This window comes from Bradyrhizobium sp. SOJA106, assembly GCF_059448745.1.
Genome location: NZ_CM182549.1, coordinates 2,989,408 through 3,012,176 on the forward strand (window position 1 = coordinate 2,989,408; position 22,769 = coordinate 3,012,176).

A 22,769-nucleotide genomic window follows, 5' to 3' on the forward strand; every position below is an offset into this window, starting at 1 on the left:
AGGCTGGATGACAACCTGCGTCCTAAGGTCGCTTTCCTGTTCTATTTAAGCGGCACGGGCGCCTTTCTTCTGCAAATTGGCGGCGATCTTCAGGTCTTCAACAAAGCGCTGATACTCCAGCGCTTTCGCTTTCGGATCGGGCAGCCGCAGAAGATAGGACGGGTGCACCGTCACAAGCGCCTTGCGTCCGTCGGGCAGGTCCATGAGCCGGCCGCGGTTCTTTCCGATCGGCGTGATCTTGCCGAACACGCTCTGCGCGGCGGTCGCGCCCATCGCCACGATGAGGTCGGGCTGGATTGCCGAAACTTCCCGCTCATACCATTGCCGGCAGGCCCGGATCTCAGGTGTGTTCGGCTTCTGATGCAGGCGGATCTTTCCGCGTGGCACGAATTTGAAGTGCTTGACCGCATTGGTGACGTAGACCTTCTTGCGGTCGACGCCGGCTTCCTCCAGCGCGCGGTCGAGCATCTGTCCGGCCGGTCCGACGAAAGGATGGCCGGCGAGGTCTTCCTTGTCGCCGGGCTGCTCGCCGATCAGCATGATGTTGGCGGACTTCGGGCCCTCGCCGAACACGGTCTGCGTCGCGTCCTTGTAGAGATGGCAGGCGCGGCAATGCGCGGCCTCCTCGCGGAGGGTTTCGAGATCGTCGGCAGCAGGTTGGCGCTTCATCGGAGCCTCCGGCCGCATCTGAGGTTTGTGCGGATCGGTTGCGGCGTTGGCGATCATGGCGCCGGTCATGCGTTCGGCGTCTTCGATCAAGGGCTTAATGATCGAAGCCTCGGGCAGGTTCCTCCAGTATTTCTTCGGCATCTCCGTCTGCATCGCCTTCACCTTCAGCCGCGCCGGATTGAAGATGCTGGCGTAATAGCGCCGCCAGGTTTCCTCCAGCCGGTCTTCGCTGGGCGCCTCGTTCTTGCTCACGCCCGGCGTGAATGAGAGCGCATGGCCGTCCCAATGCGCGCAGAGGTCCGGCGTCAGGATCGACCACGGCATATCGGCGAAGCGCTTGGCGAAGAACGGCGCGGCGAGTTCGACGATGTGATGCTCCGGCTCGAACCAGGCGACGTAATGCGCGGCACGTTCCCGCCCGATTTCGCGGAAGCGCACGAAGGCATGCATCTTGTGCTCGTCGCGATGAACCGCTCTTGCCATCGCCGTGATGAGCGCGACATCGGGATCAGTCGCGACCTCGATGAGATCGTGGTTGTCCTTCAAGCGCCAGAGCAGGCGATAGAGGATCGCAAATCGCTCGCCGTCGCGATGGAGCATTGCTGCTTTCGCGAGCTCGACGAATTTTGCCGGCACGTTGAAAGTGCCGTCGTTCACCTCGAGGATCGGCGACGGCCCGGGTGGCGCGAACAAATCGGCTTCGCCGCCCTGCACGGCCCAGGTGACATCGGTGGGCTCCACATGATGAAGCACGAGCGAACGCGCGGCGTTGCGCCAGCCGTCGAAATCGGTTTCGGTGTCGAGAATGATGTACTGCATCAGAAGCCAAACCCCAGTTGTGTTGCCTTCGGCTTGAACCTTTCGATGAGCCCGGCCGCATCGAGACGATGCGGGGCGGGCCGGTGATCGCTGAGGATGATGAACGGCAGCGCCTTGTGCCGTGGCACGTGCAGGCGAGCGAGATCGGAAAGGCGGATGGTGGTGGTGCGGCGCGTTGCGATGATGCGTTCGACCGCCTTGGTGCCGAAGCCCGGCACGCGCAGCAGCTCCTCGCGGCTGGCGCGGTTGACGTCGAGCGGAAAGCGGTCGCGGTGGCGCAGCGCCCAGGCGAGCTTCGGATCGATGTCGAGCGGCAGCATCGCACTGTCGTCGACGATCTCGCCGACGTCGAAGCCGTAGAACCGCATCAGCCAGTCGGCCTGGTAGAGCCGGTGCTCGCGCAGCAGCGGCGGCTGTATCAGAGGCAAAGCGCGGCTGGCGTCCGGAATCGGGCTGAATGCGGAGTAATAGACACGCCGCAGCCGGTAGGAGCCGTAGAGATTGGCGCTGGTGTGAAGAATGGTGTGGTCGTTCGCGCTGTCGGCGCCGACGATCATCTGCGTGCTTTGTCCGGCCGGTGCGAAGCGCTGCGGCTTCGCCCTGGTCTTCGCGTTACGGCCTTCCTCGGCTTCGTCCAGCTTCAGCCGCAGCCGGCCCATGGTGCGGCGGATCGCGCGAACGTTCTTCTCCGGCGCGAATTGCTGCAGGCTGGTCTCCTGCGGCATCTCGATGTTGATGGAGAGGCGGTCGGCATATTTGCCGGCCTCCGCGATCAGCGCGTCGTCGGCCTCCGGAATGGTCTTGAGATGAATGTAGCCGCGGAAGTGATGCTCCTCGCGCAGTTTTCGCGCGACACTGACCACTTGCTCCATCGTGTAGTCGGGGCTGCGGATGATGCCGGAGGAGAGGAACAGGCCCTCGATGTAATTGCGCCGGTAGAAGTCGAGCGTGAGCTTGACGACTTCGTCGATGGTGAAGCGGGCGCGCGGCACGTTCGAGGAGGCGCGGTTGACGCAATAGAGGCAATCGTAATTGCAGGCGTTGGTCAGCAGCACCTTGAGCAGGGAGATGCAGCGTCCATCAGGCGCGTAGGAATGGCAGATACCCATGCCTGGCGCGGTCGAGCCCATGCCCCTGCCGTCGCTGGAATCCCGCTTCTCGGTGCCGCTGGAGGCGCAGGAGGCGTCGTACTTGGCGGCATCCGCGAGAATTTCCAGTTTGCGTTGTACGTCCATGCCTGAATCTCTTTGATTCCACTCATGAATCTTTGGCGCGCCAATTTGATTGACTCTTCAAGCGCCGTTAGCTTTATATTAGAACATATCATGAACAAATGAGCCAGCCGCTGGTTCTTCTTTTGCAGGCCACGGCAATCACCTCTGAAGGAGCGGCGAGCATGAGCAGCGCACGCATCAGCGCGCTTGCGACCTTGCGCGGCCAGATCGAGCGCATCGAGACGGCGGAGGTCGTGCATCAGTATGACCGCGTCGCGCTCGGCCATGGCGAGGCCGACGCCGCGCTGAAGGGCGGGCTCGCGCGCGCGGCGATCCACGAGGTGTTTTGCGAGGGGCGGCAGGGGACAACTGCGACGGGTTTTGTCATGGGCCTCGCAGGGCGCGTCTCGGCGCAGCGGCCGCTGCTGTGGGTGCGGCAGGATTTTTCGGAAGTTGAAACCGGTGCGCTGTCGATGAGCGGGATTGCCGAGCTCGGGCTCGATCCGCGCCGCGTCGTGATGGCGCGCGCCGCCGATGTCGAGAGCGCGCTGCGCACCTCGGCCGACGCGCTCGCCTGCGATGCGCTCGGCGCGGTCGTGCTCGAGCTCTGGGGCGATGTCAGACAGTTCGATCTCGTCGCGAGCCGCAAGCTGACGCTCGCCGCGCAATCTTCAGGCGTCACCGGGCTGATGCTGCGGATGGCGGCGCAGCCGCTGCCTTCGACCGCGGAGACGCGATGGATGCTGCGCGTGGCGCATTCGCCGCCGGGGGCAATGTGGAGTGCCTGGGGCGCGCCGCGCTTCGATGCCGAGCTCTTGCGCAATCGTCATGGCCCGTGCGGCCGGTGGATCATGGAATGGAATTGTGATGAGTGCCAGTTCAGTGAACCGTCGACGTATCCTCAGCCTGTGGCTGCCGCGCCTGCCCGTCGACCGGATCCAGCGGTTTTTGCAGGTGAGCAGCGGCGCGCAGGATGAACCGAGCATCGTCGTCATCAAGGAGAACAATGCGCTGGTGATCCATGCGCTCGACGAGGCTGCCGAGCGTCTCGGCCTGTACATCGGCCAGCCGTTGGCCAATGCGCGGGCGATGTGCCCGGACTTGAAAGTGTTCGATGCCGATGTCGTGGCCGATGCCAAGACGCTCGGCGACATCGCCGATTGGTGCGACCGCTTCACGCCGCTGGTGGCGCTCGATCCGCCGCACGGGCTGTTTCTCGACATCACCGGCTGCGCGCATCTGTTCGGCGGCGAGGCTGCGCTGCTGCAGACGCTGGTCCGGGCGCTCGCCCGGCAAGGCTTTGCCGTCAGCGCGGCGATCGCAGGTACTTCCGTCTGCGCGCGCACGCTGACGCGGCAAACGTCTGGCATCATCGTTGCCGACGGCGGCGAGGCGGCGGCGATCGACCGGTTTCCTGTGTCCGCGCTCGGCGCGGGCGAGGCTATTACCACCGGCCTGCGCCGCGCCGGCCTGAAGACCATCGGCGATGTCGCCTCGCGTTCGCCGAGCGAGATCACGGCCCGGTTCGGTGCCCGCTTCTCCACGCTGCTCGCGCATGCGCTGGGGCAGGGCGATGCGCCGATCAATCCGCGCAAGCCGCTGCCCGACTATATCGTCGAGAAGCGCTTTGCCGAGCCGATCGCAACCGACACCATGATCGCGATGACGCTGTCGCGGCTCGCGGACACCCTGATCGCCTCCATGGAGAAGCAGGGCAAAGGCGCGCGACGGCTCGAAGCTGCGTTCTTCCGCACCGACGGCGTGGTGCGCGCGATCATGGTCGAGACCGGACGGCCGGTAACACAAAGTGCGGTTATCGACCGCCTGTTCCGCGAGCGGCTCGATGCGCTCGCCGATCCCCTTGATCCCGGCTTCGGCTTCGACATGGTGCGCCTGTCGGCAAGCCGCACCGAGATCGTGGTGCAGGAGCAGCGCGATCTCGATGCCCATGTCCACGACAATGACGAGCTTGCCGCCCTGATCGACCGCATCGCCGCGCGCATCGGCGGAAAACGCGTCGTCGTGCATCTGCCGCAGGACACCCATATCCCCGAATGCGCGGTGCTGGCCGCGCCCGCCCAGCATCATCTCGCCGCCGCCATGCAGGCCGAATGGCCGGCGCGCGCCGAGAGCGAGCCGCCGCTGCGCCCGTTGCGTCTGTTCGACAAGCCGGAGCCGATCAAGGTGCCGTTCGCGACCGTGCCCGATGGTCCGCCGCATCAATTCACCTGGCGTCGCGCGCGGCATGCGGTAGTGCGCGTAGAAGGGCCCGAGCGCATCGCGATGGAATGGTGGCGGCAGGACGGCAAGCAGCTGACGCGGGATTATTTCCGCATCGAGGATGCCGAAGGCCTGCGCTTCTGGATCTTTCGCGACGGTCTCTACGAGAACGAGGTGTTCGACGGCGACGGCGAGCCCGCGTCTCCCAACTGGTATGTGCACGGTCTCTTCGCATGACGACATCAGCCTATGCCGAGATCGGCATCACCACCAATTTCTCCTTCCTGCGCGGCGGCTCGGATCCGCGCGCCTATGTGCATCAGGCCAGCATCCTCGGCATCCCCGTGATCGGCATTGCCGATCACAACACGCTCGCCGGCGTGGTGCGCGCCTACAAGGAGCTCGACAACGACAAGGTGCTGTACAAGCCGAAACTCTTGATCGGAGCGCGCATCGTCTTCATCGACGGCACGCCCGATATTCTCGTATACCCGCGAAACCGCGCCGCTTATGGCCGGCTGTGCCAGCTCCTCACAAGGGGCAAGCGCGGCGACGACATCACGCGGATCGAGAAGGGCGAGTGCCATCTCAGGTTTGCTGACCTGCTCGCGTTTTCCGAAGGGCAGCTCCTGGCCTTGATGCTGCCGCATCGCTTCGAGCCGGCGCAGGTGCTGGATATTCTCGCGAAGCTGAAGGCGAGCGGAGCCGAGGGAGTGTGGCTGGCGGCGAGCCTGCTCTATCGCGGCGACGATCGCCGCCGCCTGGTGCGGCTCGACGATCTCGCCGCAAAAGCAAAAGTGCCGCTGCTCGCGACCAACGAAGTGCTCTATCATCATCCTGCCCGGCGCCCGCTTCAGGACGTTCTCACCTGCATCCGGGAAAAGACCACGATCGAGGCGGTCGGACGCAAGCTGGAGGCCAATGCCGAGCGCTTCCTGAAGACGCCCCGCGAAATGGCGCGCCTGTTCCGCGATTTCCCCGAGGCGATCGCGGAGACCATGCGTTTTGCGGACCGCATCGACTTCTCGCTCGACCAGCTCAAATACCAATATCCGGACGAGCCGGTGCCGCCGGGCAAGACTGCGCAGGGGCATCTGGAGGATCTGACTTGGGCGGGCGTCGACAAATATTTCGGCGGCAAGATCGACGACAAGCTGCGCGCCACGCTCAACAAGGAGCTCGCGCTGATCGCCGAACTGAAATACGCGCATTACTTCCTCACCGTGCACGATATCGTCCACTATGCGCGCAGCCAGAACATCCTGTGCCAGGGGCGGGGCTCGGCGGCGAATTCGGCCGTGTGCTACGTGCTCGGCATCACCTCGGTCGATCCGACCAAGGTCGATCTCCTGTTCGAGCGCTTCATCTCCAAGGAGCGGCTGGAGCCGCCCGACATCGATGTCGATTTCGAGCATTCGCGGCGCGAGGAGGTGATGCAATATGTCTATCGCCGCTACGGCCGCCACCGCGCCGCGATCATCGCCACCGTCATCCATTATCGCCCGCGCAGCGCCATTCGCGACGTCGGCAAGGCGCTGGGTTTGACCGAGGACGTCACTGCCGCGCTCGCCGATACCGTCTGGGGCAGCTGGGGCAAGGGCCTCAACGACATGCAGGTCAGGCAGGCCGGGCTCGATCCACAGAATCCCATGATCAACCTCGCGGTCGAGCTCGCGACCGAGCTGATCGAATTCCCGCGCCATCTCTCTCAGCATGTCGGCGGCTATGTGCTGACCCAGGACCGGCTCGACACCTATGTGCCGATCGGCAACGCTGCGATGGACGACCGCACTTTCATCGAATGGGACAAGGACGACGTCGATGCGCTCAGCATGATGAAGGTCGACGTGCTCGCGCTGGGCATGCTGACCTGCATCCGGAAGTGTTTTGATTTGATTGCGGACCACAAGGGTGAGCGTTACGTGCTGGCGAGCGTCCCGCAGGACGATCCCAAGGTCTACGACATGCTGTGTGCCGGCGAGTCGCTTGGCGTGTTCCAGGTCGAGAGCCGCGCCCAGATGAACATGCTGCCGCGGCTGAAACCGCGAACCTTCTACGATCTCGTCATTGAAGTTGCGATCGTGCGCCCCGGGCCGATCCAGGGCGACATGGTTCATCCGTATCTGCGGCGGCGGAACGGTCAGGAGAAAGTCACTTATCCCTCGCCATCGCCCGAGCATGGTCCTGCGGACGAGCTCTACAAGGTGCTGCACAAGACCAAGGGCGTGCCTTTGTTCCAGGAGCAGGCGATGCGCATCGCGATCGAGGCGGCCAAGTTCACCTCCGAGGAGGCCAACGGTCTGCGTCGCTCGATGGCGACCTTCCGCAATGTCGGCACGATCGGCCAATACGAGGAGAAGCTGATCGGCAACATGGTCGCGCGCGGCTATGATGCCAATTTTGCCAAGAGCTGCTTTGACCAGATCAAGGGCTTTGGCTCCTACGGCTTTCCGGAGAGCCATGCCGCGAGCTTTGCCCAGCTCGTCTACATCTCCTCATGGCTGAAATATCATCACCCCGACGCCTTCTGCTGTGCTCTGTTGAACTCGCAGCCGATGGGCTTTTACGCCCCGGCGCAGATCGTCGGTGACGCCCGCAAGAACGGCGTCGAGGTGCGCGATATCGATGTGTCCTACAGCTTTGCGCAGAACACGCTGGAGAATACTGACGACAGATATTGTGCCGTTCGTCTCGGCTTCCGCCAGATCGATGGCTTCCATTGGCTTGATGAGGATGAGGAGCGGCTGAAACGCTCGTCATTCCCGGGCACGCGAAGCGTGAACCCGGAACCTCGAGATTCCGGGTTCGATGCTGACGCATCGCCCCGGAATGACAGTGAGTTGGATTGGGCCGACCGCATCGTCGCCGCCCGCAATCGCCGGCCCTTCACCTCGGTGGAAGACTTTGCTCGCGACACCGGCCTGCCCAAGCGCGCGCTGATCCTGCTGGCGGATGCCGACGCGTTCCGCTCGCTCGGGCTCGACCGCCGCGAGGCGCTGTGGCAGGTGCGGCGGCTGCCCGACGACGTGCCGCTGCCGCTGTTCGAGGCGGCAACCGCGCGTGAGCAGCCCGATGAGCATGCAAAACCGCTGCCGCTGATGCCGCGCGCCGAGCAGGTCGTCGCCGACTACCAGACCATCCGCCTGTCGCTGAAAGGACACCCGATGGAGTTTTTGCGCGAAATGTTTACGCGCGAGCGTGTCGTCGCCTGCAAGGAGATCAGCCACGAGAACGATCGGCGCCGCGTCCGCTGCGCCGGCGTCGTCCTGGTGCGGCAGCGGCCGGGCAGCGCCAGCGGCGTCGTGTTTATGACGCTGGAGGACGAAACCGGCATCGCCAATGTCGTGGTCTGGCCCAAGATCATGGAGCAGTACCGCAAAGAAGTGATGGGCGCGCGCCTCATCGAGGTCCATGGCTATATCCAGAGCAGCCCCGAAAACGTCACGCATCTGATCGCGCAGCGCATGGTCGACCGCTCGCACGATCTGGTCGGATTGGCCAACGATGCTCTCAGCCGCAAGCATCCGGTGCCATCAAGCGCCACCGTGGTCGAGCCCCTCAACGAAGACCCCGGCGCGCTTGCGGACATGCCCGCGCAAAAAATCCGCCATCCCCGCAACGTCCGCATCCTGCCGCCGTCGCGGGATTTTCATTAGCGTGTGCACGGAATGCCCGCCACACCCTCAGCTGCCGTGGGGTGCGTCCCGCCATGACGGCGGAAGCAGGTGCGCGCGGCTCTCTAGAAATTCACCCGGTTCGAGATCGCGCCGTCTACAACGAGATTCGATCCCGTCGTGAACGCCGACACCGGGCTCGCCAGAAACACCGCCGCGTTCGCGATCTCCTGCGGCGTTGCCATGCGCCCGGTCGGATTGCGCTTCATCGCGTCATTGTAGCGCTCGGGCATGTTCTGCTCGATCGTGTTCCAGATGCCGCCCTTGAAATAGACGGTGCCGGGCGAGACCACGTTGACGCGGATTTTCTTCTTGGCGTATTGCCGCGCCAGCCCCTTGGCCATGTGGATCAGCGCCGCCTTGATCGGGCCGTAGGAGCTTGCCGCATCCGCCTGCGCCGCCGCGATCGAGGAGATGATGACGAACGCGGCATCGCCGCTGCTCGCGCCGCCGGCTTCGAGGAACGGCCGCGCTGCATCGAATGCATTCACGGCGCCGAGCACGTCGAGCCGGAAATTCTGCTCCCAGGCCGCGGCGTCCTGGCCTTGCGCCATCGCGCCGGCATTGGAGAACAGCATGTCCACGCCGCCGAGCTCCTTCGCCGCGCCCTCGATCCAGGCTTTCAGCGCCGCCCCGTCGGTGACGTCGACCGTGCCGCCGGTGGCGCGAATTCCACTCGCCTTCAGCTCGGTGACGGTCGTCGCAACCTGATCGGCGTTGCGCGCGCACACCGCGACATTGGCGCCTTCACCGGCGAGCGTGTCCGCAATCGCCCGCCCGATGCCGCGCGTGCCGCCGAGCACGACGGCGTTCTTTCCTTTGATGCCGAGGTCCATTGGTGGTTGTCCTTCTTGCTGTTGTGCGGAGCTTGGTTGTTTGAGCGAAGATATCGAATTCGCTCTCGGTGTCATACCACGCGCAGGCGGGTATCCAGTAGGCCGCGGCCTCTCGGTTCAATCACCAGCGCTTTTGGAATACTGGATCATCCGCCTACGCGGATGATGACACCATGCGGAATGGCCGAGTACGTCCATCCTCACTCCGGCGAGGCTCCCACCGGCGGGCCGCCGGGCGGGCGGTGCAGGAAGGTCAGCGATGCATACGCGCCAACCCAGGAGCCGAGCGCGGCGAAAGCGACATAGAAGGCGTTTTCGGTGTAGCTGATCACGGCGTAGGACGAGAGCAGGTACCAGATCGCGCTCCAGGTCGCCGCCGGCATGCGCTTGCGCGCGACCACGGCCGAGGTGAACATCACATAGACCGCGTCGGTGGCCGCCGTCGCGACGAACACGGCGCCTGCGGTGAGGGGATCGATGGCGGCCATTGCAATCCTTTCTGCGATCATGACATGGTCGCGAAAATTACAGCATGATCCGGACAGGTGCGCAGCGGTTTTCCGAAAAGATCATGCTCAAACCGAAAGGGGAGAGACGCCGCCATGCAAGGCCCCGCCGATATTCTCGAAGATATCTGGACCTCCGCCGGCGGCGATAAGGCCGCGCTCGCGCGTGTGCGGCTGACTGGCGAAGAGCCACAGATCCCGTCCTCGTTTCGCGTCGCCGTCGCCGGACAGACGACGATCGCTGCCGCAGGCCTCGCGGCCGCCGAGATCTGGCGGCTGCGCAGCGGCGAGGCGCAGGACGTCTCCGTCGATATGCGCCACGCCGTCGCCGAGTGCCGCTCCGAGCGTTATCTGCGCCTTGATGACAAGCCGCCGCCTCCGGCCTGGGACGCGATCGCCGGCGTCTACAGGACCGGCGATAATCGTTTCGTCCGCTGCCACACCAACTTTCCGCATCACCGCGACGCCGTCTGCAAGGTGCTCGGCTGCGAGCCGCAGCGCGAGAAAGTGCAAGCCGCATTGATGCGCTGGAAGGGCGAGGATTTTGAAACCGCCGCTTATGCCGCGGGCGGCGTCGTTGCCTTGATGCGCTCCTACGACGAATGGTTCGCGCTGCCGCAGGCGCGAGCGCTCGCCGAATTGCCCCTGATCTCGATCGAGAAGATCGGCGATGCCCCGCCGAAGCCGTGGCCCAAAGGCGATCGTCCGCTCGCGGGCATTCGCGTCCTCGATCTGTCCCGAGTCATCGCAGGGCCCGTTGCCGGGCGCACGCTCGCCGCGCACGGTGCCGATGTGCTGCTGGTGTCGGGGCCGGAGCTGCCGGCCATTCCCTGGCTCACCATCGACAGCGGCCGCGGCAAGCTCACGACCTTCATCGAGCTGAAGAGCGAGGCGGGCCGGGCGCAGATGCGCGCGCTGCTGCAAGACGCCGACATCTTCTCGCAAGGTTACCGCCCGCGCGCGCTCGCCAGCCTCGGCTTTGGGCCCGAGAACGCTGCGCGCGTCAATCCCGGCATCGTCTACGTGACGTTGTCCGCCTATGGCCATGCCGGCCCCTGGGCCGAGCGGCGCGGCTTCGACTCGCTGGTGCAGACCACGACCGGCTTCAACGATGCCGAAGGGAAAGCTGCCGGCATCGATGGCCCAAAGGAATTGCCGGCCCAGATGCTCGACCACGCCACCGGCTATCTGATGGCGTTCGGTGCGATGATGGCCAAGGCGCGCCAGGCGAGCAAAGGCGGCAGCTGGCATGTGCGTGTGTCGCTCGCCCAGACCGGGCGCTGGTTGTGGAATCTCGGCCGGCTCGACGGCGGCCTCAACACCCCGGATCTTACGGATGCGGCCGTACATCCTGCGTTCATCGAAGCCGTGCCATCTGGCTTCGGCACCTTGAAGGCGGTGCGCCATTCGGCACTGCTGTCGAGGACGCCGGCGCGATGGAGCCGTCCGGCGATGCCGCTCGGCAGCCATCCGGCACAGTGGCCGGCGCGAAGCTGACGGGGAGCTGACGCATCGCAAAATTTTAACGCAAACCGAAAGGCACCTTGCGTTTTTTAGGTTGTTTGAAATCCCAATTCAGCACTATTAGCGCGACCGACAAGGCAGCCATCTGCCGAGATCGTCGCAGACACGACCGGGCCCCATGGTAGTTGAAAATACCAAACGAATGCAGGTGCTTACAAAACAACGGGTGATCACATCCGTAGTTTTACTAGCTCTTGCCGGCGCCGGCGCCTACGGCTTTCTCCGTGCGGGAGCCAAGGAGAAGAGCCACTCCGAGATCTCCAGCCAGTCGCGCAGGAATGCGCAGAACTTCACGCCGACGCCGTCCGAATGGGCCACGCTGACGATCGAGCCGGTCAAGGCCAGGACCTTCCGGGCCGAATACGTCACCGAGGGCAAGGTCGCGGTCGATGAGGACCGCTCGACGCCGGTGTTCTCGCCCTATGCGGGCCGCGTCACCAAGCTGCTGGCGAAGCCCGGCGAGACCCTGAAGCAGGGTCAACCGCTGTTCACGATCGAGGCCGCCGACACCGTGCAGGCCCAGAACGATTTCATCGCGGCGATGACCGCGCAGAACAAGGCGAAGTCGGCGATCGATCTTGCCGACATCCAGTTCAGGCGCGCCAAGGATCTCTATGAAGGTCACGCCATTCCGCTGAAGGATTATCAGCAGGCGGAAGCGAACCAGGTCCAGGCGCAGAACGACATGCGCTCGTCGGTGACGGCGCTGGAGGCCGCGCGCAACAAGCTGCGCATCCTCGGCTTCACCGACGACGCCATCAAGGCGTTCCAGGACAAGGGTGTCATCGATCGCGAGATCACGATCTACTCGCCGATCTCCGGCACGGTCGTGCAGCGCAAGATCGGTCCCGGCCAGTATGTCAACGCCGGCGCCAGCGATCCTGTGTTCGTCGTCGGCGACCTCTCCACGGTCTGGCTCACCGCCTTCGTTCGCGAGAGCGATGCGGCCGCGGTGTGCATCGGTCAGGACATCACAGTCAACGTGATGGCGCTGCCGGGCCGTCCGCTCACGGCCAAGATCAACTACGTCGCCGCCGCGATTGATCCCAGCACCCGCCGTCTCCTGGTCCGCGCCACCATCGACAACAAGGAAGGCCTGCTCAAGCCGGAGATGTTCGCCAACGTCACGATCTATTCGGCCGGCGATCGCGCCGCGCCTGCGGTCCCCAAGCAGGCGCTGATCTATGAAGCCGACAAGGTCCGCCTCTGGGTCGCCCGCGACGACAAGTCGGTGGAGCTGCGTGAAATCAAGACCGGCCTCGTCAACGGCAACCTCGTCGAAGTCACCAGCAATCTGAAACCCGGCGAGCAGATCGTCGTCAAAGGCAGCCTGTTCATCGACCGCGCGGCGTCCGGCAGCTGATCGACGATCTAACAAACAAGACAAACTGAAGACCTGAATGGATCGCCTCGTCGCCCTTGCCGTCAACCGGCGCTTCCTGATGGTCGGCATGTTCGTCGCCGTGTTGATCGGCGGCCTGATCGCGTTCAACCAGCTCAACATCGAGGCCTATCCCGACCCGACCCCGCCGATGGTCGACATCGTGACGCAGAGCCCGGGCCTGTCGGCGGAGGAGATCGAGCGCTACATCACGATCCCGATCGAGACCCAGGTGGCGGGTCTGAAGAACCTCACGACCATCCGCACCATCTCGCTCTACGGCCTTTCCGACGTCAAACTCCAGTTCTCGTTCGCCTATACCTATGACGAGGCGTTGCAGCAGGTGCTGAACCGCCTGGCGCAGCTCGCGCCGCTGCCGGGCAACGTGCAGCCGCAGATCTCGCCGCTCAGCCCGATCGGCGAAATCTTCCGCTACCGTCTGGTCGGCCCGCCGAACTACAGCGTGCTCGACCTCAAGACCATCCAGGACTGGGTGCTCCAGCGCCGCTTCCGCGCCGTGCCCGGCGTGATCGACGTCACGGGGTGGGGCGGCAAGAGCAAGACCTACGAGCTCCAGGTCGATTTCAACAAGCTGGTCGCCAACGGCCTGACGCTGCCGCAAGTGCTGCAGGCAGTCGGCAATGCGAACGTCAATGTCGGCGGCAACACCGTCGATATCGGCCAGCAATCGGCCGTGGTGCGCGGCGTCGGCCTGATCCGCTCGATCGACGACCTCGCCAACACCATGATTGCCCAGACCAACGGCAATCCGGTGCTGGTCAAGGACGTCGCCAGCGTCACCGTCGGACAGAAGCCGCGCCTCGGCATCGCCGGCATCGACGATTCCGACGACATCGTGCAGGGCATCGTGCTGATGCGCCGCGGCGAGCAGAGCTCGCCGACCATCAAGCGCGTGCACCAGCTCGTCCAGACCATCAACAACTCCAGCATCCTGCCGCCGGGGGTGCGCATCGAGCGCATCTACGACCGCGGCGACCTGATCGAGCTCACCACCCACACCGTGCTGCACAACATGGTGGTCGGCATTCTCTTGATCGTGCTGCTGCAATGGATCTTCCTTGGCGATCTCCGCAGCGCGCTCATCGTCGGCGCCACCATTCCGTTCGCGCTGTTCTTCGCCGTCATCATCCTGGTGCTGCGCGGGGAATCGGCGAACCTGCTGTCGGTCGGTGCGATCGATTTCGGCCTGATCGTCGATGCCACCGTCATCATGGTGGAGGCGATCTTCCGCCGCCTGACGCAGACGACGCCGGTATCGGAATCCGAGCACATGTCGCCCGAGACGCTGTTCGGCATGAAGAGCCACGCCATCCTCAGCGCCGCGGCCGATGTCTCGCGTTCGATCTTCTTCGCCGCCGCGATCATCATCGCCGCGTTCCTGCCGCTGTTCACGCTCTCCGGCGTCGAGGGCAACATCTTCGGGCCGATGGCGCGCACCTATGCCTATGCGCTCGCCGGCGGCCTGCTTGCGACCTTCACCGTCACTCCGGCGCTGTCAGCGATCATCCTGCCCGCGCATGTTGAGGAGACCGAGACCAAGGTGATGCTGATCCTGCACCGGCTCTACATGCCGGTGCTGAATTGGGCAGTCGCCAACCGCAACATCGTGCTCGGCGCCGCGGTCGGCCTCGTGCTGATGACGGTGGCGCTGAGCCGGCTGCTCGGTCTCGAATTCCTGCCCAAGCTCGAAGAGGGCAATCTCTGGATCCGCGCCACGCTGCCGCCGACCATCTCGCTCCAGGAAGGCAACACCTACGTCAACGAGATGCGCAAGGTGATCCGCGCCCGGCCCGAGGTGGAGTCCGTGGTGTCGCAGCATGGCCGTCCTGATGACGGCACCGACGCCGCCGGTTTCTTCAATGCCGAGTTCTTCGCCCCGCTCAAGCCTGCCAGCCAATGGCCGGGCACGCGCGACAAGGAAGAGCTGACCGCGCAGCTGCTCAAGCAGCTCGACGACCGCTTCCCCGGCGTCGAGTTCAACTTCTCGCAATATCTCCAGGACAACGTCTCCGAAGCCGTCTCCGGCGTGAAGGGCGAGAACTCGATCAAGCTGTTCGGCAGCGATCTCCAGGCGCTCACAGACACCGCCAACAAGATCAAGCAGGTGCTCTCGACCGTGCAGGGCGTCACCGACCTTGCGGTGTTCACCTCGCTCGGGCAGCCGACCATCCAGATCGACATCGACCGCGCCAAGGCCGCGCGCTACGGCCTGGCGCCGGGCGACATCAACGCCACCATCAAGGTCGCGATCGGCGGCGACACCGCGGGCGATCTCTATGAGCCCGGAAGCGACCGCCATTTCCCGATCATCGTGCGCCTTGCGCCGGAATATCGCCGGAGCGCCGAGGCGATCCAGAATTTGCGCATCGGCGCGCCCGGGCCGAACGGCACCGTCACGCAGATTCCCTTGAGCGAGGTCGCCACCATCAGCCTGGTGTCGGGCGCGGCCTACATCTATCGCGAGCAGCAGGAGCGCTATCTGCCGATCAAGTTCTCGGTGCGCGAGCGCGACCTCGGCAGCGCGATCCGCGAGGCGCAGCAGAAGATCGCCGACCAGGTGCAGCTGCCGCCCGGCTCGCACATGGAATGGGTCGGCGAATTCGGCAATCTCCAGGACGCGATCCGGCGGCTGTCGATCGTGGTGCCGATCTCGCTGGCGCTGATCGGCGTGCTGCTCTGGTTCAATTTCGGCTCGATGGCCGACACGCTGCTGGCCATGAGCGTGATTCCGATGGCGATTTTCGGCGGCGTGCTGGGCCTCTTGATCACCGGCACGCCGTTCAGCGTCTCCGCGGCGATCGGCTTCATCGCGCTGTTCGGCATCGCCGTGATGGACGGCATCATCATCCTGTCGCAGTTCAACCAGCTGATCGAAGAGGGCATGGACCGCATCAGCGCGGTGGTGCGCACCGGCGAATTGCAGCTCCGGCCGGTGCTGATGACCTGCGTCGTCGCCGGCGTCGGCCTGTTGCCGGCGGCGCTGTCGGAAGGCATCGGCTCGCAGGTGCAGAAGCCGCTCGCCGTCGTGGTCGTCACCGGCATGATGCTGGCGCCTGTCGTGATCCTCGTGACGCTGCCGGTGCTGATCTCCTTCTTCTCGCGGCGCGCGCGCTGAGGCGCTTTATTTCGGCGCGATGTCTTCGGAAAACCGCTGTACACTTTTCCAGATCACGCCTTACCCCAATGCCCGCTGCGCGATCCGCAGCAGCATCGTGGTGCCGAGCCCAAGGAGCAGCAGGCTGGCGAATCGGCTGCTCAATGACAGCATTTGTGGTGTCAGCCGCGACCGCGCGGTTGCGACGATCGTGCTGAGCATCGTCCACCAGACCGCAGAGCCGACGAAGACGCCCGCAATGACCGGTCCCGCCGCCGCCTGCGTGGAGAACGCGTGCAGTGCTGCCAGGAACAGGACGACTGTCAGCGGATTGGTCAGCCCAAGGGCGATGGCGCTGAGATAGGCACGCGCCAGACGCACTCTGTCGATCTCAGCGGCGTCCTGCAGCACGATGGCGCTCCGATGCGTGCGGACCGCGAACCACAGCAGTGTGAGCGCCGAGACGATGCCGCAGACCGCGGCGTTCGCTTCGACCCAGGGCTGCGCCAGCGCGCCCAATCCGAGAACCGCGAGGGAGCTGTAGGTGAGATGCACGGTCGCCGCACCGAAGCCGGTTGCGAGACCTGTCGCCATGCCCGAGGCCAATGTGCGCTGAATGCATAGCATTCCCATCGGTCCGATGGGCGCGGCGACGGTGAAACCAATTCCAATGCCGGACAAAAGCGCGGCAACATAATGCGACAAAGGCATGCATCCGCACGAACAAATGAAATCTGTGCGTGTGCGTACCTGTGAAGCTCGATCGTCGCGTCAACCGAACGGGTGAGAAGCGAAAGAAAGCACAAACACGATCGAGTGAATCAGGATCCCGTGCTGTGCTCTGACTACAACGGTGTGTCCCGATTGCAACGGTTCCATTGCGCGATATGGAATCGCGTTCCGCCTCTCAACGACATCGCGCGATGAAACTCATCGCGTCCGACGACTCAGAATCCGTAGAGCCGTGCCGGATTGTCGACCAGGATTTTCTTGCGCACGCTCGCATCCGGCGCCCACACCGGGAGCTGGTTGAGCAGGCGCCCGTCGTCGATCTGGTAGAGCGGCGCGATGTCGGTGGCCTTGCGTCCTTCGACGTGGCTCGAATCCGGATGCGGCCAGTCGGTGCCCCAGACGATGCGGTCCGCGTTGGCGGCGATCAGCGCCTGCGCGTACGGCAGCATGTCCTGATAGTCGGGCGCGAGCTTCGACGAGCGATAGGCGCCGGAGATCTTCACATAGGCCTTGCCGGACTTCACCAGCGCGACGAGATCGGAGAAGCCCGGCTGCTCCAGGCCCAGCTCGGCTTCGAGGCCGCCGAAATGATCGAACACGACCGGCACAGGCGCCGTCTCGACGAGGTCCTTGATTGCCGAAATCATGGCAAGCGTGGTGTAGAGCTGCACGTGCCAGCCGCGCGCTTTCATGCGCTCGACTGCGGCGGTGAAGCGCGCGCAGCCGACATTGGGGTCATTGACGCCGCCGGTCGCCAAATTGAGGCGGATGCCGCGGAAGCCGTCCTGATGCATCGTATCGAGCGCGCTCTCCGGTGTCTTGTCGTCGATCACGGCGACCCCGCGCGCGTTCGTGCCGCGTGCCTTCATGCCGAACAAGGTCGACGAATTGTCGGTGCCATAGACGCTCGGCGTGACGATCACCACGCGCTCCATGTGCAGTGCCTTGTGCAGTGCGGCCATCTCTTCCGGCGAGGCCGGCTCGGGCGTGTAGACGCGCCCGGCGAAGAACGGAAACTTCTCGACATCGCCGTGGATGTGGGTGTGACAGTCGCAGGCGTGCGGCGGGACGTCGAAATTGACCGGCGTCGCGGGCTGCGCGGCCCCGGCGTGGGCTCTGCTGGTCATGGCTACTCAGGCGGCGAGGGAGGCAAGCAGAACGCTGCGTCGGTTGAGCACGGTTTCTCTCCCTGATTTTTTTTGAGGCCGTTCGAGACGATATCACATCCAGCCCGGCAGCCGCTCCGCTTCGCCGCATAGCTACTCGGTCCGCAAGTGGGCGTGAGCCGTCAACGCGCACGACGGGGCAGGGCAGGCCCGAGAGCCACGGCGTCGTCACGCCGGACGCCGAAGCTCCCATCAGATGGATGCGGCGGCTTTTCATGGCACCCGCGAGAAGATTGAGATTACTGCCCCGACGGCGTGCGCAGGCCGTGCCAGGCGTCGCGGACCTGCTGGTAGTGCACCTCGGGCAAATAGTCCGGCGTGTTCAGGTTCAAGGTTTTGACGTCGAGATGGCCGACGGCGCTGAGCAGGGTGTAGGAGGCGATCACGCGGTCGCGCTGCGCGCCGATCAGGCGGGCCTTGGCCTGGATCAAGTCGGCCTGCGAGTTCAAAACGTCGACCGTCGTGCGCTGTCCGCCGGCGGCCTCGCGCTGCACGCCCTGGAGCGCCACGGTTGCCGCCTTAACCTCGGACTCCGAGGCCGAGACCGCGATCTTGGCGCCTTCGTTCGCGACCCAGGCGCTGACAACGGCGGTGCGCGCCTGGTTCCGCACCTGGTCGAGCACGAGCCGGCTCTGCGCCATGACCTCCTTGGCCTGCCGGGTCTGCGACGCGGCCTGGCCGCCGTCATAGATCGGCGCGGTGACGCTGGCGATGATCGAGGCCTGGTCCTCGGCGAGGGTGCCGAGCGTCGGGTCGTTGTTGCGGCTTTTGCTGGCGCTGCCCTGGATGCTGGCGCTCGGCAGCAGCGCGCCCTCGGCGACGCGGATATTGGTCGAGGCGACATCGACGTCGAAGCCTGCCGCCATCACCGCGGGATGCTGGCGGATCGCCATCGTCACCGAGTCCTCGCGGCTCTTCGGCAGATAGCGATCGACCACTTCGGCGGGCTTCAACTGCGACGGCGGATTGCCGATCACCTGGGCATAGGTCGCCTGGCTGACCGCGAGCGCGACTTCGGCGGCGTTGAGATCGGAAAGGCCGCGGTTGAGACGGGCTTCGGCCTGCGCGGTATCGGTCGGCGTGACGTCGCCGGCGTTGAGGCGGCGCTGGGTGACCGCGAGCGTCTCGCGCAGGAAGGCCACGTTGGAGCGCTGCGCCTCGACCAGGGACTGGTTGGCGAGCACGTTGGTGTAGGCGGTGACGGCGTCGAGCAGCACGCCCTGGCCGACATTGCGCAGCGCTTCGCGGCCCGACTGCACCTGGAGCTCGGCGGCGCGCACATTGTTGGCGGTGCGGAAGCCGTTGAACAGGGTCTGCGTCACGGTGACGCCGATCACCCACGGCTTCAGGTTGGCGGTCTGGATGGTGTTGTCGGGCAAGAGGTTGCGCACCGATTGCAGGCCGGCGCTGAGGCTCGCCACGATCTGCGGGCGGTAGCCGGCCAGCGCCTGCGGCACGTTCTCGTCGGTCGCGCGCTGGCGCGCGCGCTCGGCGTTGAGGTGCGGGTTGGTCTGGTAGGCTTTTGCCAGTGCCTCCGGCAGGGCTTCTGCCGACGCGGCAGCGGTCAGGGCACAACAAAGCGTCAGCGCGGTCCATGTCGCAAGCACAGGAGCCACGCCCGATCGATGCTGCGCCATCACGCGACCAGCTCCAGCGGCACGCCCAATCATGAAATCCCGCAAACCCCGGCTGTCCGCCCCCACCGACGGCGGTCCTCTAACTGTTTAACCAGCCGAGGTCCCGCAGGCAAACTGCCGCGGGGAAAACCCCCATCTATTCCGTGCTTGTTGCAGGCGCGTCACAGCATTTTTGCGGATCAGCATCAGAGCCTTACACCAGGCTGACCCGTTCGCTTGCGCTTACCGGTTCTTGTTCACCGGCTTGCGCTTCTCGATGAACGCGGCCATGCCCTCGGAGCGGTCCTCCAGCGCGAAGGTCGCGTGGAACAGGTTGCGCTCGACGCTCATGCCCTCGGCGAGCGTGGTCTCGAAGGCGCGGTTCACCGCCTCCTTGGCCATCGCGGCTGCAGGACGCGACATCGCCGCGATCTTCTCGGCGGCGGCCATGACTTCGTCCATCAGCTTGTCGGCCGGCACGATGCGGCTGACGAGGCCTGAGCGCTCGGCTTCCGCCGCATCCATCATGCGGCCGGTGAGGCAGAGATCCATCGCCTTGGACTTGCCGATGGCGCGGGTCAGGCGCTGGGTGCCGCCGATGCCCGGAATGGTGCCGAGCGTAATTTCGGGTTGGCCGAACTTGGCGGTGTCGGCAGCGATGATGATGTCGCACATCATGGCGAGCTCGCAGCCGCCGCCGAGCGCATAGCCCGCGACGGCGGCGATGGTCGGCTTGCGGCAGCGCGCGACGCGGTCGCCGCCGATCGCACCGAAGTCTTCCGAGAACATGTCGATGAAGCCCTTCGGCTGCATCTCCTTGATGTCGGCGCCGGCGGCAAAGGCCTTCTCGCTGCCGGTCACGACGATGCAGCCGATGGCCTCATCGGCCTCGAGATCGTCCACGGCGGCGGCAATCTCGCGGAAGACGCCGAAGGAGAGCGCGTTGAGCATCTTCGGCCGGTTCAGCTTGATGATGCCGACCGCACCCTGGCTTTCGACGATGATGTGTTCGAACGTGCTCATGCTCCACCCACGCGTTTGATTGGGCGGGCAATGTGCCCGCTGGCGCGGATGCCTTCAAGGGGCCTAAAGGCCCGTCGGAACAAAGCTCGCCCGGAACACGCAGCACGATGCGCGTCCCGGGGCGTGGAGGCTCTTCTTAGGCCATGAACATGCGCGCGGCGGAGGCGAGCGTCAGCAGTGTGCCGACGCCGATGAAGATCTTGCCGATCAGGGAGCTCTGGTCCCAGGCCGAGGTATGCTGGCTGCTTGCCATCACCGGCGCGGGCCGCGGCTGCGCATCCGTTGCGGCAATCACCGCCTTCTGCTCCGGCGGGTTGTCTTGCGGCAGGGCGCGGTCGAGATCGTTGAGCTGGTCGGGTGCGACGACCTGGCTCTCGGCGGTCGAGCCGGCCGGAGTATCGGCCGCGGCCTGGACGTTGTCGTTCGCGCGGCCCGTCATCGCGGAGGCCGCGGCTGCCGTCGGCGTGTCGGCGGCGGCGAGCTGCGCATGGGCGTTGGCGACCTGAGGCGGCATCTGGCTGGATGCCGGGACGTCGGCGTTGGCCTTCGCCGCGTCGGGCTTCGTCGCAGCGTCCGTCTGGGCGACCTTCTCGTCGGAGGACTTCTGCGCCGTCTTGCTGCTGCGGTGCGAATAGTGGCGCCGATGCTTGCTTGGCTTGTCCGCGTCGGCCTGTTTGCCGGCGCTGTCCGATTGGTTGCTCGCAGCCGAGCTAGGCGCCGCCTGCGCAACGCCTCCGAACAGCAGGAAAAGCCCGGCCAGAAGAATCAGGGCAGCGCGCCCGCTGGCTTGCATCATGTTGACGATCTCCCCAATCCACCCATCCCGGGACCGAACAGAGACGCCGGGGCGTGACGACAGCGGGGCAGAAAATGGGAATCTTCGGGCTACACCGGGCGAAAACGGGGCACCGCTCCCTCGCGGCCGGTCGCCGGGTGCGAGACGCGCCGATCGGTGTTATGAGCCGTCGCAGACGTTTTCGGCCCGCTCGGCGGCGCGGTCCGGCGCGGATCACAAGTTCGTGATCTGGTCGGCAGCCGCGTAACAAATTGAAAGAGCAGCCGAATTGCATGGTGAGGGGCGCGCGTGCGCGGACGTGAGGACGAATGGACCGACCTGATGCGGTCGGCCATGGCTGGCGATGATGCGGCGTATCATCGCCTGCTAAAGGCGGTCACGCCGGTGCTGCGCGCCGCCGCGAGGCGGGGCCTGGTGCGGGCCGGGCAGCCCCCCGACCAAGCCGAGGATATCGTGCAGGAGATTCTGTTGGCGGTGCATCTGAAGCGGCACACCTGGGACAGCGAAGCCCCCTTCGCGCCCTGGCTGTTCGCGATCGGCCGCAACAAGCTGATCGACACGCTCCGCCGGCGCGGCAAGCGCGTTTTCGTCAACATCGACGACTTCGCGGAGACCTTGCCGGGCGAGGCGCCGCAGGAAACGGCGTCGGCGGGCGAGGTCGCGGCGCAGCTGGGCACGCTGCCGCAGCGCCAGCGCGACGTGTTGCAGTCGATCGCGGTCGAGGCCGCGTCGATCAAGGATACGGCGGCGAAATTTTCGATGAGCGAAGGTGCGGTGCGGGTCGCGCTGCATCGCGGACTTGCGGCGCTGACTGCCAAACTGCGAGACCACTAGTCATGGATACCGATCAACTCATTCGCACGCTCGCGGCCGACAACGCCCATCGTGCGCCACGCGTCGGCGCCGTGCTGACCATGGCGCTGCTGGTGGCCGCGCCATTGTCGATCCTGATCTTCGCGACGTTCCTCGGCGTGCGGCCCGACGTCATGAGCGCGATGCGCAATCCGTTCTTCGACATGAAGTTCGCGGTCACGCTGTCGCTCGCGATCCCCGCGATCATCGTCAGCCTGCATCTGTCGCGGCCCGAAGCCCTGATGCGCGGCTGGGGCTGGCTGCTGCTCCTCCCCGTCGGGCTGCTCGCGGTCGCGATTGGCGGCGAGATGATGATGGCGCCGGCGATGCCGATGACGATGCGCATGATGGGCAAGAACTCCAGGGTGTGCCTGGTTGCGATCCCAGCGATGTCGCTGCCGCTGCTTGCGGGGGCGCTGTTCGGACTGCGCCACGGCGCACCGTCGCGTCCCGCGCTCGCCGGTGCGCTCGCCGGCCTGGTGTCGGCCGGCCTTGCCGCGACCCTCTATGCCTCGCACTGCACCGATGATTCGCCGCTGTTCGTCGCGACCTGGTACACGATCGCAACGGCGCTCGTGACCGCGGTCGGCGCGGCGATCGGTTCGAGGGCGTTGCGGTATTAAGTC

Annotated in this window: 17 protein-coding genes; 8 read left to right on the top strand and 9 right to left on the bottom strand. The window is 65.2% G+C overall.

Annotation, left to right across the window (positions count from 1 at the left end; translation table 11 throughout):
* Positions 1-45: 45 nt before the first annotated feature.
* Both AC5V87_RS13330 and AC5V87_RS13335 read right to left on the bottom strand, forming a co-directional pair.
* Complete coding sequence (locus AC5V87_RS13330; RefSeq protein WP_495371245.1) at positions 46-1,488, bottom strand: UdgX family uracil-DNA binding protein; 1,443 nt, start codon at positions 1,486-1,488, stop codon at positions 46-48.
* Complete coding sequence (locus AC5V87_RS13335) at positions 1,488-2,723, bottom strand: putative DNA modification/repair radical SAM protein (RefSeq protein WP_456839655.1); 1,236 nt, start codon at positions 2,721-2,723, stop codon at positions 1,488-1,490. Before AC5V87_RS13335 ends, AC5V87_RS13330 begins: the two co-directional genes overlap by 1 nt.
* Positions 2,724-2,884: 161 nt before the next feature.
* On the opposite strand from AC5V87_RS13335, the gene AC5V87_RS13340 reads away from it, so the two are divergent.
* The 3 genes from AC5V87_RS13340 to AC5V87_RS13350 are packed head-to-tail and all read left to right on the top strand — an operon-like array spanning position 2,885 to position 8,578.
* The gene (locus AC5V87_RS13340) at positions 2,885-3,679 is read left to right on the top strand and encodes an ImuA family protein (protein WP_495371246.1); all 795 of its coding nucleotides are present in this window, start codon (positions 2,885-2,887) and stop codon (positions 3,677-3,679) included.
* Positions 3,570-5,159 (top strand): Y-family DNA polymerase, encoded by a 1,590-nt coding sequence (locus AC5V87_RS13345; RefSeq protein ID WP_495371247.1) that lies wholly within the window; start codon positions 3,570-3,572, stop codon positions 5,157-5,159. The genes AC5V87_RS13340 and AC5V87_RS13345 overlap by 110 nt, the downstream gene beginning before the upstream one ends.
* A complete protein-coding gene (locus tag AC5V87_RS13350) occupies positions 5,156-8,578 on the top strand; it encodes an error-prone DNA polymerase (RefSeq protein ID WP_495371248.1) in 3,423 nt (1,140 codons plus the stop codon). The genes AC5V87_RS13345 and AC5V87_RS13350 overlap by 4 nt, the downstream gene beginning before the upstream one ends.
* Before the next feature lie 83 nt (positions 8,579-8,661).
* Here the strand turns inward: AC5V87_RS13350 and AC5V87_RS13355 are convergent, their stop codons facing one another.
* Entirely contained in the window at positions 8,662-9,432 is a 771-nt protein-coding gene (locus tag AC5V87_RS13355; protein ID WP_456839651.1) for an SDR family NAD(P)-dependent oxidoreductase, read from the bottom strand.
* A gap of 200 nt (positions 9,433-9,632) precedes the next feature.
* Positions 9,633-9,920, bottom strand: a complete 288-nt coding sequence (locus AC5V87_RS13360; RefSeq protein ID WP_456843393.1) for a hypothetical protein — start codon at positions 9,918-9,920, stop codon at positions 9,633-9,635.
* A gap of 114 nt (positions 9,921-10,034) precedes the next feature.
* Here AC5V87_RS13360 and AC5V87_RS13365 point away from each other — a divergent pair, with 114 nt between their 5' ends.
* The 3 genes from AC5V87_RS13365 to AC5V87_RS13375 all read left to right on the top strand — a co-directional run bounded on the left by AC5V87_RS13365 (position 10,035) and on the right by AC5V87_RS13375 (position 15,979).
* On the top strand, positions 10,035-11,435 hold the full coding sequence (locus AC5V87_RS13365; protein ID WP_495371249.1) for a CoA transferase: 1,401 nt from the start codon (positions 10,035-10,037) through the stop codon (positions 11,433-11,435).
* 145 nt (positions 11,436-11,580) lie between these two features.
* Positions 11,581-12,825, top strand: a complete 1,245-nt coding sequence (locus AC5V87_RS13370) for an efflux RND transporter periplasmic adaptor subunit (RefSeq protein ID WP_456839649.1) — start codon at positions 11,581-11,583, stop codon at positions 12,823-12,825.
* Positions 12,826-12,862: 37 nt separating this feature from the next.
* Positions 12,863-15,979 (top strand): efflux RND transporter permease subunit, encoded by a 3,117-nt coding sequence (locus AC5V87_RS13375; protein WP_456839648.1) that lies wholly within the window; start codon positions 12,863-12,865, stop codon positions 15,977-15,979.
* A 60-nt stretch (positions 15,980-16,039) separates the two neighbouring features.
* Here the strand turns inward: AC5V87_RS13375 and AC5V87_RS13380 are convergent, their stop codons facing one another.
* From AC5V87_RS13380 to AC5V87_RS13400, 5 genes are all read right to left on the bottom strand, one after another.
* Positions 16,040-16,669, bottom strand: a complete 630-nt coding sequence (locus AC5V87_RS13380; RefSeq protein WP_495371250.1) for a LysE family translocator — start codon at positions 16,667-16,669, stop codon at positions 16,040-16,042.
* Positions 16,670-16,905: 236 nt separating this feature from the next.
* Positions 16,906-17,817 (bottom strand): amidohydrolase family protein, encoded by a 912-nt coding sequence (locus AC5V87_RS13385; RefSeq protein ID WP_495371251.1) that lies wholly within the window; start codon positions 17,815-17,817, stop codon positions 16,906-16,908.
* A 278-nt stretch (positions 17,818-18,095) separates the two neighbouring features.
* Positions 18,096-19,493, bottom strand: coding sequence for a TolC family outer membrane protein (locus tag AC5V87_RS13390; RefSeq protein ID WP_495371252.1), 1,398 nt, complete (start codon positions 19,491-19,493; stop codon positions 18,096-18,098).
* A gap of 222 nt (positions 19,494-19,715) precedes the next feature.
* Complete coding sequence (locus AC5V87_RS13395) at positions 19,716-20,495, bottom strand: enoyl-CoA hydratase (protein ID WP_495371253.1); 780 nt, start codon at positions 20,493-20,495, stop codon at positions 19,716-19,718.
* A gap of 136 nt (positions 20,496-20,631) precedes the next feature.
* Positions 20,632-21,291 carry a hypothetical protein gene (locus AC5V87_RS13400; protein ID WP_456839643.1) on the bottom strand — a complete coding sequence of 220 codons (660 nt, stop codon included), beginning with the start codon at positions 21,289-21,291 and terminating at the stop codon, positions 20,632-20,634.
* Positions 21,292-21,579: 288 nt separating this feature from the next.
* On the opposite strand from AC5V87_RS13400, the gene AC5V87_RS13405 reads away from it, so the two are divergent.
* Positions 21,580-22,125: a sigma-70 family RNA polymerase sigma factor gene (locus AC5V87_RS13405; protein WP_495371254.1), complete on the top strand. Its 546-nt coding sequence runs from the start codon at positions 21,580-21,582 to the stop codon at positions 22,123-22,125.
* A gap of 2 nt (positions 22,126-22,127) precedes the next feature.
* Complete coding sequence (locus AC5V87_RS13410) at positions 22,128-22,766, top strand: NrsF family protein (RefSeq protein WP_456839641.1); 639 nt, start codon at positions 22,128-22,130, stop codon at positions 22,764-22,766.
* Positions 22,767-22,769: the final 3 nt, after the last annotated feature.